The sequence below is a fragment of the Gammaproteobacteria bacterium genome (assembly GCA_021648145.1).
Taxonomy (GTDB): domain Bacteria; phylum Pseudomonadota; class Gammaproteobacteria; order JAADGQ01; family JAADGQ01; genus S141-38.
Window position 1 is genome coordinate 129,686 of record JAKITI010000003.1, and the last position, 11,578, is coordinate 141,263.

Annotated in this window: 12 protein-coding genes; 3 read left to right on the forward strand and 9 right to left on the reverse strand. The window is 41.5% G+C overall.

Annotation, left to right across the window (positions count from 1 at the left end; all coding sequences use genetic code 11):
- Window positions 1-3 precede the first annotated feature (3 nt).
- Window positions 4-1,143, reverse strand: coding sequence for a hypothetical protein (locus tag L3J70_02870; GenBank protein MCF6235313.1), 1,140 nt, complete (start codon window positions 1,141-1,143; stop codon window positions 4-6).
- 205 nt (window positions 1,144-1,348) lie between these two features.
- Here L3J70_02870 and L3J70_02875 point away from each other — a divergent pair, with 205 nt between their 5' ends.
- Genes L3J70_02875 through L3J70_02885 form a run of 3 tightly spaced genes read left to right on the forward strand, consistent with a single transcriptional unit; the run spans window position 1,349 to window position 5,615 of the window.
- On the forward strand, window positions 1,349-3,631 hold the full coding sequence (locus L3J70_02875) for an MMPL family transporter (GenBank protein ID MCF6235314.1): 2,283 nt from the start codon (window positions 1,349-1,351) through the stop codon (window positions 3,629-3,631).
- The gene (locus L3J70_02880; protein MCF6235315.1) at window positions 3,628-4,419 is read left to right on the forward strand and encodes an outer membrane lipoprotein-sorting protein; all 792 of its coding nucleotides are present in this window, start codon (window positions 3,628-3,630) and stop codon (window positions 4,417-4,419) included. Before L3J70_02875 ends, L3J70_02880 begins: the two co-directional genes overlap by 4 nt.
- Entirely contained in the window at window positions 4,419-5,615 is a 1,197-nt protein-coding gene (locus tag L3J70_02885) for a hypothetical protein (GenBank protein MCF6235316.1), read from the forward strand. The genes L3J70_02880 and L3J70_02885 overlap by 1 nt, the downstream gene beginning before the upstream one ends.
- Window positions 5,616-5,623: 8 nt before the next feature.
- Here L3J70_02885 and L3J70_02890 read toward each other — a convergent pair whose 3' ends face one another.
- The 8 genes from L3J70_02890 to L3J70_02925 all read right to left on the reverse strand — a co-directional run bounded on the left by L3J70_02890 (window position 5,624) and on the right by L3J70_02925 (window position 11,524).
- Window positions 5,624-6,862 (reverse strand): ATP-binding protein, encoded by a 1,239-nt coding sequence (locus L3J70_02890; protein ID MCF6235317.1) that lies wholly within the window; start codon window positions 6,860-6,862, stop codon window positions 5,624-5,626.
- Window positions 6,863-6,979: 117 nt separating this feature from the next.
- Window positions 6,980-8,164 (reverse strand): DUF3570 domain-containing protein, encoded by a 1,185-nt coding sequence (locus L3J70_02895; GenBank protein MCF6235318.1) that lies wholly within the window; start codon window positions 8,162-8,164, stop codon window positions 6,980-6,982.
- Entirely contained in the window at window positions 8,145-8,366 is a 222-nt protein-coding gene (locus tag L3J70_02900; GenBank protein MCF6235319.1) for a DUF4266 domain-containing protein, read from the reverse strand. Before L3J70_02900 ends, L3J70_02895 begins: the two co-directional genes overlap by 20 nt.
- Window positions 8,363-8,875: a TlpA family protein disulfide reductase gene (locus tag L3J70_02905; GenBank protein MCF6235320.1), complete on the reverse strand. Its 513-nt coding sequence runs from the start codon at window positions 8,873-8,875 to the stop codon at window positions 8,363-8,365. Before L3J70_02905 ends, L3J70_02900 begins: the two co-directional genes overlap by 4 nt.
- A 177-nt stretch (window positions 8,876-9,052) precedes the next feature.
- Window positions 9,053-9,565: a hypothetical protein gene (locus L3J70_02910; GenBank protein MCF6235321.1), complete on the reverse strand. Its 513-nt coding sequence runs from the start codon at window positions 9,563-9,565 to the stop codon at window positions 9,053-9,055.
- On the reverse strand, window positions 9,549-10,082 hold the full coding sequence (locus L3J70_02915; GenBank protein MCF6235322.1) for a hypothetical protein: 534 nt from the start codon (window positions 10,080-10,082) through the stop codon (window positions 9,549-9,551). Before L3J70_02915 ends, L3J70_02910 begins: the two co-directional genes overlap by 17 nt.
- 90 nt (window positions 10,083-10,172) lie before the next feature.
- A complete protein-coding gene (locus tag L3J70_02920) occupies window positions 10,173-10,799 on the reverse strand; it encodes an outer membrane beta-barrel domain-containing protein (protein ID MCF6235323.1) in 627 nt (208 codons plus the stop codon).
- Window positions 10,769-11,524: a hypothetical protein gene (locus tag L3J70_02925; GenBank protein MCF6235324.1), complete on the reverse strand. Its 756-nt coding sequence runs from the start codon at window positions 11,522-11,524 to the stop codon at window positions 10,769-10,771. The genes L3J70_02920 and L3J70_02925 overlap by 31 nt, the downstream gene beginning before the upstream one ends.
- Window positions 11,525-11,578: the final 54 nt, after the last annotated feature.

Genomic DNA, 11,578 nt, shown 5'->3' on the forward strand with positions numbered 1-11,578 from the left:
TTTTTAGTTCTGCCAATTGCCGTTATTGTCATTTTTCTTTAGATTATCAAGGATGTCACTTTTAGCTGAATTGTTATAAATCCAGAATGACCCTGTATGTCCTGTGAGTTTGTAATTTCCACGTCGAACCAAACCATCATGTTCGAAAAAAACAATGTGGCGTGAGTCTTCCGTAAAACCAAAGTCGATTGCAAGTGACTCGGGAACTTCAATCAAATAGAGTTTCTTCCCAAATACTTCTTTTTCTTGCCAGGTGTTGCTACTGCTTTTTGTTGCAGATGCGGGAAAGGTTGGTTCATCGTTAACTATTGCTTTCAGTTGGGTGGTGTAAAAATTAGCTGTGCCATCAGCAACAATCTCAACAGCCAGTAACGGAATAGTCTGGTCGGCATCCCATGTTAAGAATGCAGCTTTAAGGCCACCTAAACCCGTTGCATTCGTTGCAGTTTCTGTTGGAATGTCATCTAACCCCGTTGCTTCTTGTCCAAAAAAAGCTCCACTCGCTGGTTGTATCCATACTTGGTTGCAACCGAATTCTTCTTCGCAGTTTAAATCCCACATGCTGTAACGATCTGTATTAAATTGAAGTGAAACTTCATAAGCAATACTATCGGTATTGAATAGTGAGCCTTCAATAATTTTATTGGTCCAGCCAGTATCTTTGTTGATAGAGTTGAAGTGATCAACAATTTCTTTGTCAGTGAGATCTTCTGGAAGGCCAGAAGCTAAGAGTGTTTTGGTGATAAGGGGTTCTTCTGAGTCGCTCAGAGCTATAGATGCGCCGCCATTAATGTTACTGACGATAAATTTATTGTCACTTTGTAGCCAGCCACTGCTTGTGAGTACGAAGTTTTTTGTACTTTGAGGCTCAAGTTGAAAGTCTCCTGCTGCACTTTGAGTGTACTTGTTATGGGTGGTTTCAGAACTGTAAAATAATAGGTCATCATATTTTAAAGTAGTTTGAATCCACTCACCTGATCCATAGGTTTCACTTGAAAACCAAGTGATTCCTTTATCCTGAAGAGCTAAGGATAAGTTAACATCATCACTGCTGCCTTCTTCATCGCAGCCGCTGAGCAGTGCCAAGAAAGCTATTGCAATGGGTATATAATAGATCGTTTTTTTTTGTAAGGTTTTTTTCATGCTGCGACCTTTTGGTACTCCAATCTCTCTGGCAAGGTGTACGAGAAAATATTGGAAATGATGTTGATGTGATAACGAAAGAGGCTACGCAGAGTAACATATTGTTACACTTTGTTACTATGCGCCCTTTAGTGGAACGATCGTTTGCTGATAGACTCTCATGACAGCATTAATATCAAAAACGTAAAGTAAAAAGGGGAAGTGTGTGGTAGAACAGTATGCTCGTTGGGTCATTCGTTTACGCTGGCTGATTGTTTTTTTGACTTTAGGTGTCGTTGGTTTATTGGCCAGTGGCGGCCAGTATCTGTCATTTAGTAATGACTATCGCGTCTTTTTCAGTGAAGAAAACCCGCAGCTTACTGCTTTTGAAAATTTACAAGATACCTACACTAAAAACGATAATATCCTGTTTATGATCATGCCAAAGGGTGGTGAGGTTTTTACGCCTGACGTATTGGAAGCTGTGGTTGAACTAACAGAAGATTCATGGCAGATACCCTACTCCATTCGGGTGGATTCAATCAGTAACTATCAGCACACTTATGCATCGGGTGATGATCTGATTGTTGCTGATTTAGTTGAAGAACCAAGAACTCTAACGACTGAGCAGTTGCAATCTATTAAAAATATTGCGCTGAACGAGCCATTACTTGTTAACAGGATTATTTCTCAGACGGCACACGCAACGGGTGTAAATGTTGTGGTTGAGTTGCCTGGTAATGATACAAATGAAGCGTTTGAAGTTGCAGCGTTTGCGCGTGAAATTAAAGCAAACATTGAAACTGAATTTCCTCAGGTTGACGTTTATATGACGGGCATTGTTCTAATGAATAATGCATTTCCTGAAGCCAGCCAAGAAGATATGCAGACATTAGTGCCACTTTCATATCTGGTTGTTATTGTTGGAGCGTTTCTATTTTTACGCAGTATTGCTGGTACCATTGGTACTGTACTTGTTATCGTTTTTTCAACGCTGATGGCAATGGGCAGTGCGGGCTGGTTGGGGATTCAACTCACACCGCCGGCAATGTCTGCCCCGACGATGATTTTGACGCTGGCGGTGGCAGACAGTATTCATTTTCTGGTGACAATGTTGCATGAAATGCGCAAAGGAAGTAGTAAAAATGATGCCATTGTCGAGAGTTTACGCATTAATTTTCAGCCAATTTTCCTGACTTCAATCACGACAGCAGTTGGCTTTCTTAGTATGAATTTTAGTGATGCGCCACCATTTCGTGACTTGGGTAATATTACAGCAATGGGTGTGATGTATGCATTTTTTCTGAGCGTACTGTTGTTACCTGCAGTTATGGCGATATTGCCGGTTAAAGTGAAACCATCAAAAACACTTTCATCTCGTTTGATGGAGCAATTTGCAGAATTTGTGATTCGTCGTCGTCAAAAACTGTTTTGGGGTATGGCGGGCATTATTTTGCTCTCTATCGCTTTTATTCCAAAAAACGAATTGAATGATATCTTTGTTAACTATTTTGACGAAAGTATTGAATTTCGCACACATACCGACCTTGTGGCGGAAAATTTAACGGGTCTCTATTTTATTGATTATTCGCTTGAGAGTGGCGAAAGCGGTGGCATCAGTAATCCCGATTTTTTGAAAAAAGTGGATCAATTCGCAGACTGGTATAGGCAGCAACCTGAAACCAAGCATGTCAATGTGATTACAGATACGTTTAAACGACTGAATAAAAATATGCATGGTGATGACCCAGCCTATTATAAACTGCCTGAAGAGCGTGATCTCGCAGCACAATATCTGCTGCTTTATGAGATGTCGCTGCCCTACGGGCTGGATTTGAATAATCAGGTTAATGTTGATAAGTCAGCGACGCGTATCTCAATTACATTGGGTACTCTTTCGACTAAAAATATTCTTGAACTGGAGTTAAGAGCCGAAGCGTGGTTAAAAGAAAATGCGCCCGAAATGCTGACAACTGGCGCAAGCCCGTCGGTGATGTTTGCCCATATTGGTGAGCGCAATATTCGCAGTATGCTGACTGGAACTGTGGTTGCACTGATATTGATCTCAATGATTTTGATGGTGGCATTGCGTTCTGTAAAAATGGGTCTGATCAGTCTGGTTCCCAACCTAATTCCAGCCGCAATTGCTTTTGGTGTATGGGGATTATTTGTTGGTGAGGTCGGTCTGGCACTCTCTGTTGTGGTGACGATGACATTAGGAATTGTCGTGGATGATACGGTTCACTTTATTAGCAAATATCTGCGAGCCCAACGGGAGAATAACCTGAACTCACAAGATGCAGTGCGCTATGCATTTGCCAATGTCGGGGTTGCCTTATGGGTGACTTCGCTGCTGTTGATCGCTGGGTTTTTAGTCCTGACGTTATCCGCATTCGAGCTCAATTCTGGTATGGGATTGTTGACTGCGATTACGATTGGAGTGGCATTGGCGGTTGATTTTCTATTTTTACCCACATTACTCATGAAACTTGAAGGAAAAAAAGCATGAAGATTAATGGTATTAAAGCAATTGTTACCCTGTTATTAATAAGTCTCGCATGGGGTGCTCAAGCCGAAACAGCAGAAGAGAAAGGTCTGGAGATTGCTATCGCTATGGATGAGCGTGATACAGGTTTCCATGATCTGACGGCAGACATGGTGATGACACTGCGTAATCGTAAAGGTGATGAAAGTGTTCGTGATATTCGAATTCGCACGCTGGAAGTTGAGGGCGATGGTGATAAAAGCATCTCGATATTTGATCGTCCACGAGATATCAAGGGGACGGCAATGTTGACGTTTTCGCATGGTTTGGAGCCGGATGATCAGTGGCTTTATCTTCCTGGATTGAAGCGGGTGAAGCGGATTAGTTCAAAAAACAAATCAGGGCCGTTCATGGGAAGTGAGTTTGCTTATGAAGATCTGAGTTCACAAGAGCTGGAAAAATATACCTATAAATGGCTGCGGGATGAGCCGTGTGGTGATTGGCAATGTTATGTGATTGAGCGAATACCTGCTTACAAATACTCAGGTTACAAACGTATTATTTCGTGGATTGATAAAGCTGAATATCGCGCTATCAAAGTTGAATATTTTGACCGTAAAAACTCAAAATTGAAGACCCTGATAATGAGTGATTATAACGAATATATTGATCGCTACTGGAGAGCGGGCGATATGTTCATGGAAAATCACCAGACTGGAAAAAGCACCCGTCTGGAATGGAAAAACTATCAGTTTCAAACAGGCCTGACTGAAAAAGATTTTAACAAAAATGCGTTAAAACGGATTCGATAATGAAGGTTTGTATTGCAGCGTTTTCATGTGCTCTGTTTTTCAGTGCTTCGAGTCAGGCGATCGAGCTCTCTGGAAATATTACTTCTGAGTTACGTTATTTCCCAGACGCACCCGTCTCTTTTGGAGCATCTAAGTTTGATCGTGGTAGCTCATTGTCATTTTCATTCGCTCCAGAGATCTACCATGAGTGGAATGGAGGTGAGCGTGCCATTATTTTCTCTCCTTTTTTACGTTGGGACGAAAGCGATTCACAGCGCACTCATCGTGATATTCGTGAATTGAATATGTTGATCGTTCAAGGTGATTGGGAGTGGCGATTGGGTTTGGGACGCGTATTTTGGGGTGTGGCCGAATCACAACATTTAGTCGATATTATCAATCAAACGGATTCTGTTGAGAATATTGATGGTGAGGATAAGCTGGGTCAACCAATGATTCAGGCCAGCTGGAGTCAGGATTGGGGTGTACTGGATCTGTTTGTACTGCCTGGCTTTCGTGAACGTACTTTTGCGGGTGAAAGAGGGCGACTTCGATCCCCTCTTGTTGTTGATACCGAAAACCCTGTGTATGAATCAAAAGACGAAGATCGACATGTTGATTATGCGATTCGCTGGAGTCATAGCCTGGGTGTTTGGGACGTGGGCTTATCAAATTTTTATGGTACGTCGCGTACTCCGGAATTAAGGCAACGAGGCTATAAACTCATTCCCCACTATAACTTAATTAATCAAACGGGAATTGATTTGCAGGCGACGCTGGATGAATGGATACTGAAATTAGAGTCTGTTTATCGTATTGATCAGCGAAAGAGTGGTGATAAAAACTATGCCGCGCTTGTCGGTGGTTTTGAATATACATTTGTAGGTGCGTTTGAAACTGATGCTGATGTGGGTTGGTTAGTTGAGTATCACTATGATGATCGACAGAAAGATGCAACCAGCCCCTTTCAAAATGACCTGTTTACGGCCGTCAGGATTGCTCTGAACGATGTTCAGAGCAGTGAGCTTCTAGCGGGTGCTTTTGTTGATCTTGATCAGGGAGGATATAGTTTGCGACTCGAAGCGAATCGTCGCATAGGTGACGTTTGGAAGCTTAGTTTAGAGTATCAGGGCTTCAATAATATTGATCCTGACGATATGCTGTATGCACAGAGGCAGGAGGATTATTTGCAAGCAGAGTTAAGCTGGTTTTTTTGACCAAAGCACTATTCCATATCCAGTTCGGTATCACTCGTTGGAATAATAAAGCTAAATGAAGCGCCTTCTCCTGCTGTGCTCGTTGCGTCAATGCTGCCGTTATGGTGTTGAATAATTTCTCTGCAAATCGATAAACCAAGGCCTGTACCGCCTGCACCTGTTTTGGTTTTACTGCTCTGTACAAACTTATCAAAAATACTTTCCAACTCATCTTCAGGAATACCAATTCCTTGGTCTTTTACCGTCACGCGCAGTGCTGGAAAAATACCGGTATCTTTCATCAGCATATCTTCAGTGACTGTAATTGTGATAGTTTTTCCTGCAGGTGTGAATTTAATCGCATTGGAGAATAAGTTGGTGATGACCTGGCCAACACGTGTTGCATCAAAAGAAAATTTTGTTTGGCACTCAGCGGGAATATTATTTAAAACAAGCCCACACTCTTCGATACGAACTTCTTGTTCATTGATGCAAGATTGAATCACAGTCGTCATATCATTTTCTGACATGGAAAAGTCCATCTGCCCAGCTTCCAATTTTGAAAGATCCAGCAGGTCGTTGAGTAGCTTTAAAAGCCGTTTGCCGCTGGTGTTGATGTTTTGGAAGTATTTTCCAAGCTTTTCAAGTGGTGCTGTTTCCAGTTTTTTGATGCCAAAATTTGAGTAGCTCAAAATTCCATGCATGGGCGTGCGTAACTCATGAGACATATTGGCAAGAAATTCGGTTTTGGACAAATTAGCGGCCTCTGCTAATTCTTTGGCAAACTCAAGTTCATGAGTTCTTGCATGGACGACTTCTTCTAGATGCTCATTATGTTTTCGGATTGTTGACTCAGCTTTTTTTAATAAGAAGGTACGTCTATTCGCCCAATAAACCAGTACCTTCAACTCATTTGTTGCATTTGTTTTAATAATTGTATTTGTAGTCGAACCATCATCAACCGCTTGATGCAGCTGAGCTATGATCGCTTTTAGTGGCGTGATTAAAATACGTTGAATAATAAAAAACAGATAAAAAATGGCAAGTACAATTAACAGAGCCTGAATGAGTAGTAGGGATTGAATAATATGGTTTGTGTGTGCTCGGTTTTCAAGTGCGGATTCGATGATCCAGCTTGTTGAAAAAAGTGTTGTTAAAATAATAACCAGTGCGAGAAGAATAAACAAAAATGGAAGCTGAAATTTTAAACTTTTCTTTAAGGGAGTGACGGGTGGTGTTGTTGGAATGAGTGGGGTTTGTGTAGGCATCCTTTTCTCCACTCCAAATTTTTTGGAGCCTATTGTTTTCCAGTTTATTGTGATTGAACGTTCCTTATCTACAATATTTCGGACTCAATAGGGGAGAGCTTTAGCGGGTATTTTGTATTAATACCAAACGGAAATGTATGTTTGAAAAATATTGGCTGAAAATTTATACAGGGGTTCGTCTCCTGCGATAACTGTTTCTGTTCGTAAATCCCGAAAGTTATCGTACTGAAAACGTATATGATCCCAGGCGAAGTTAATCGTGCCTCTATCAATGAATTTCCAGCTTTTGCGTAAAAATTCATAGCTCGCACTGACACCAAAGGTATGGTTGTTGTATGTGCTTAGCTCTTTGTCTCGGGCTCGATAGCTCTGAGCTTCTTGATAGGCGAACAGGTCATTGTAAAAACTAGCTTGTTTTTGTCGGTAGTAGCGGTACCTGAAGTCATAAATCCAGTGGTTGTCTGTAGGGTAGGTGTAACCTATTTCATAGGTTTGTGCACCGATTCCCCAAGTGTCGGTGAAGTAGCGGTACTCCCCTTTGAGAGCCGCACGGTGAGCTAGGTAGTAGATTGAACGTAAAGCGATTGAGTTACTGGTGCGAGTGTTTGGGTAAAGCTCATCTTCGTAACAATAGTTACGCCCAGAGGGGCACTCTTGTGTGGCATCGGCTTGTGAATTGCTATTGCCTAGGTATCTGACCTTTCGGTAAGGGTTGTTTAAAAAGCCTTCATCTGTGATGGCTTCATAGCCCAAATTTAATAAAAGGTTTTTTGTGACGATCTGTGACAGGCTTAACCGATAGTGGTGACGGTCCACATCTTTGGAAAACAGCGGATCGCCACGCCGACCGACTTCATCCCAGCCACGAGAATACCCCAGTGATAATGTACTTAAATCACCAAAAAGGTCTTGGCTGATCGTAAAGTGTGCTGATTGAGCATTAAAGTCATTCTCATCACTTTTAGTGTATGCAAGCCCCATGATTGTTTTGTTGTGCAGGTAGTCAATACCTACGCTATTTTCTGTGCGCTCTTCAGAGTATTCGCTTGCGCGGGTAATCACGTCAATAGATGCGCTGCTGATCGAGTCAACATAATAGTTTCCAGAAACAGAAAATTTTTGGGCAAACTCTTTTCTGACTAAAATAGAAGGGCCACTGATTGTCACGCCGCCGCCATCATAGACGTGAAAAAGTGCATCAGCGCGGTCTTCAGGGAGAATGGCTGCCTGAATGAATGATGTCATGCCTGTCAGCCAGGCAATTACGAAGAGTTGTCGTAAATTAATTACAACCACAACCACCACCTTGTCCACCTTCTGCACCACGAGCGCCTTCACGCGCTTGGTAAACATGATTTCGATAGGAGCTTGATACTGGGTTACGTTCAAAGCTCATGATCGGGTCAGCTAAATGAGCACGTTCGTAAGGTTTAACCCACGGCTCAACACTGCTGCAGGCCGTGAGAAAAATAGAGATTAAAAAAAGTAGGGTGGTTAATTTCATTCTCGAATCAGTGCCTTCACCTGTGTTTTATACTTTTCTTCAATGCCAGGAAGATAACCTTTGTGCTCAAATCGTTGGTTGCCATTTTTGTCGATCAATATTGTGGTTGGCATACCAGAGACTTGATAAAGTTTGCTGACGGCGTTTGTTTGATCAAATAAAATCGGAAAGCTGACTGGGATTTTTTTCAGCATGGCGTGCGCCATCTGAGTATCCTCTTCGACATTGATGCCGATAATAGTGAACCCGAGGTCTTTGTAGCGTTGATAGAGCTTTTCTAAAAAAGGCATTTCCTGGCGGCATGGAATGCACCATGAAGCCCAGAAATTAATCATGACGACTTCGCCACGAAAGTCTTCGAGATTGACTGGATTTCCTTGGCTGTCAGGCAGGGTGAAATTGGGTGCTGGGCCGGATACTTCCTTTGCAAAAACTGTTCCACCATAAAATAGAAATATTGCACTTAAAAGGATAAGCAATTGTGAAAAAAATTGAAAGCGGTTTCTCATGGCAGGTTCTTTTCTCTGTTTAATTTCTTACTTATATCGCCATGCTTATTGGCGGGGTAAAGGGGTATGTATTTTTGCTCCGCAAAAATCATGACGCTTTGCCACGTCCAATGGAACATTTTGTTAGGCATTTTTGGTTAATTAAAATCATAGTCACTTGTTAAGCAAGTTCAGATATTAATCACTTTTAATTATTTTAAGAATACTACTGACTGTTGTGTTGCCCAATATACCACCCCACCACCTGATGTTTTTTCCTTCCGGATATGCCACCAATACTTGGTTGCATGGTAAACCAATGGCAACTTCTACTTTTTCACCATTTCTAATAAAACGAACACCTTGAAAGAATTGGTTTTGGCAACGTTGCCGTATATTGGTATAGTTTTTATCATTTAAAATAAATTTTGCCAATTCTTCTGATTCTTGTCTATTGAATTTTTCTGGTGTGGTTTGAACTGGGTATCCTGCAATGCGTTTATCAGTTGTAAAAACATACTCTCTCGACTCGGCTACACTTACAACGTGCAAACATGCGCTTTCTGCTGATGTATGATTTGCTATAATACCTGACGAAGCTCCTAAAGTTTCGAGTAAAGTGAATTGCTCAGCATGACTAACAGGTGTTAAGAATATACAAAAACATAAAAATACAGGTTGACTGTTTGATATTCTAAGCAAGATTTTCAAGGTAATCTCCTAGCTGCTTTATCGATCCCAATATTGCAGGGTTATATTGGGGTTTAAAGCCACACTTATCAGCTGCTTTTTCAGCAGCATGAGATGCTCCCCCAGGAGCACCACCAATATGAGCAAGCTCGTGAATAATAGTAGCAGCAACCATCCAGCGATTAGTGTTGCCTAAACACCATGCAGAAATACAAATATCTTTATCGTTACTATGTGTGGCTCCGTAAAATCCAATAATTACAGAAGGAGAGTAATTGATAAAAATAGTATTATCTCTCCAAAAATGGTGAAATGCCTTTCTTTTAGAAAGAGTTCTAAAGTATTTATTACAGGGGCCTTGTAGATCAATTTTAGCATCAAATTTATTTATAATGTTATACGCTTCATTTAATTTTTTTAAATGTGCTTTTTCAGTATCTGTCCCGTTACAAAATACATTATATTGAATGGTTGTCCCCCCTGCATAATGTTCAGTTTTACTGCCATGTCCTGAGTCAATTGTATTAATTTTGGACATCTTTGCCATCCTCGTTTGGTTAGTTAATTCAATATCTATTTTTCACAGGTTATTTTTACAAAATGACCTTTCTTTAGCCTGTCAGGTCAATTAAAAATAAACTGTGATACTTCCTGAAGTTTCGAGATTGTGTGTTGTTTTATTTTCACCGAGTAAGTCTGTGTCAAAGATGTAATCACGCATATCAAGGTGCAGGGCGATTGAGTCTGTCAGAAGGAACCGGTAACCCGCGCCCAAATTAATCGTGCGATAGTCGTCGCCTGCAAAACGGGTATTACCCATGCCGGCAATAAGATAGAGTGCCGTATTATAAGCACGACTTCGACCTATGAACGCTTCACCAGGAAGCAGGTTGTAACCGAATGAAATATTATAGTAGTCAAGCTCTCGCTCACTGTCTGTGAGCAGTTGAGCCGCACCACTGAGGCGCTCGTAACTGGTTTTTGTGGTGGCACTTCTGGCATAAGCTGCTTCAATAAATATGGCAGGTGAAATGTGATATGCAAACCGTAACCCCAGCACTGAATTGACTCCAAAATCCTCTACACTGAGTAGGCCACTATACAAACCAATTTCAAAATCTTCAGTATCAATTGCAGCAATTTCGATCTCTCTGCGTTCGACTTCGGGGTTAACGACCTGAGGCGTTGCAAAGGCTGTCGTATGGCCAAACAGGGCAAAAAATGTTAGAAAAAGAATGCGAAACCGGCTTTCCATTCGTCGATATCCTCGTTGTCTGTATCGCTGGAAAAAATAACGTAATTTTTGTACTCCGCACGAAAAATAAAGCGGCGGGTGATATAGGTTCGTATACCTATACCATAATGCGCAAGAATGCTATTGCGATTTTCTGATTGTATTAGTGTTGTGCGTGGATTGGTTTGAATGCCGCCTGCACCCAATGTGAAAAAAGGTGAGACTCGCCAGTCAGGGAAGGGCTGGTTGAGTATATTGGCGTTCAGCATCATACTGCTGGAAAATGTACCGAGTATTTGTGAGAGTCCGATCTCGCTCGATATATTGGGTGTGAATGCATAATTCCCATAAATATTCATGACTGATGCACCATCAAAGCGACCCCCCAGCAAGCCAGCTTCCCAGCGACGTGTCAGAGAATTTCGCCGAGTCATCCACTGAAACTCCTCTCCATTATTCTTGGCGGTTCTGCTTTCCATGCTGGATTGTGGAGCCCAACCGACTTTCCCTTTATGAGTGCGTACTTTGAACCAGTCCGTTCTTCGCTTGATAATCTCAATATAATCATGTTGTTTAGCTATATGAAAAACAGGGTAGCCCCAGCCAGGTCCTGTATGCATTTCCAGATAAGGTTCGGTCACCTGTATTTTTGGGTGTGATGATTCACTGCTGTGTGTTGTATTTATAAAAAAACAGAGTAACAGTATGAATAGTTTCAGTCTGTTTTGAGCGAACAGTTTTGACAATGTGATTGTTTTCTTTGTTATTTGCTGTGATGAATTGGCTCTTACAGTATAGCA

What these genes read in the sequence shown, in the direction of transcription:
- L3J70_02880 (MCF6235315.1), top strand. Translation starts at nt 3,628, where the DNA reads ATGAAGATTAATGGTATTAAAGCAATTGTTACCCTGTTATTAATAAGT.
- L3J70_02905 (MCF6235320.1), bottom strand. Translation starts at nt 8,875, where the DNA reads ATGAGAAACCGCTTTCAATTTTTTTCACAATTGCTTATCCTTTTAAGT.
- L3J70_02920 (MCF6235323.1), bottom strand. Translation starts at nt 10,799, where the DNA reads ATGGAAAGCCGGTTTCGCATTCTTTTTCTAACATTTTTTGCCCTGTTT.
- L3J70_02890 (MCF6235317.1), bottom strand. Translation starts at nt 6,862, where the DNA reads ATGCCTACACAAACCCCACTCATTCCAACAACACCACCCGTCACTCCC.
- L3J70_02915 (MCF6235322.1), bottom strand. Translation starts at nt 10,082, where the DNA reads ATGTCCAAAATTAATACAATTGACTCAGGACATGGCAGTAAAACTGAA.
- L3J70_02870 (MCF6235313.1), bottom strand. Translation starts at nt 1,143, where the DNA reads ATGAAAAAAACCTTACAAAAAAAAACGATCTATTATATACCCATTGCA.
- L3J70_02885 (MCF6235316.1), top strand. Translation starts at nt 4,419, where the DNA reads ATGAAGGTTTGTATTGCAGCGTTTTCATGTGCTCTGTTTTTCAGTGCT.
- L3J70_02900 (MCF6235319.1), bottom strand. Translation starts at nt 8,366, where the DNA reads ATGAAATTAACCACCCTACTTTTTTTAATCTCTATTTTTCTCACGGCC.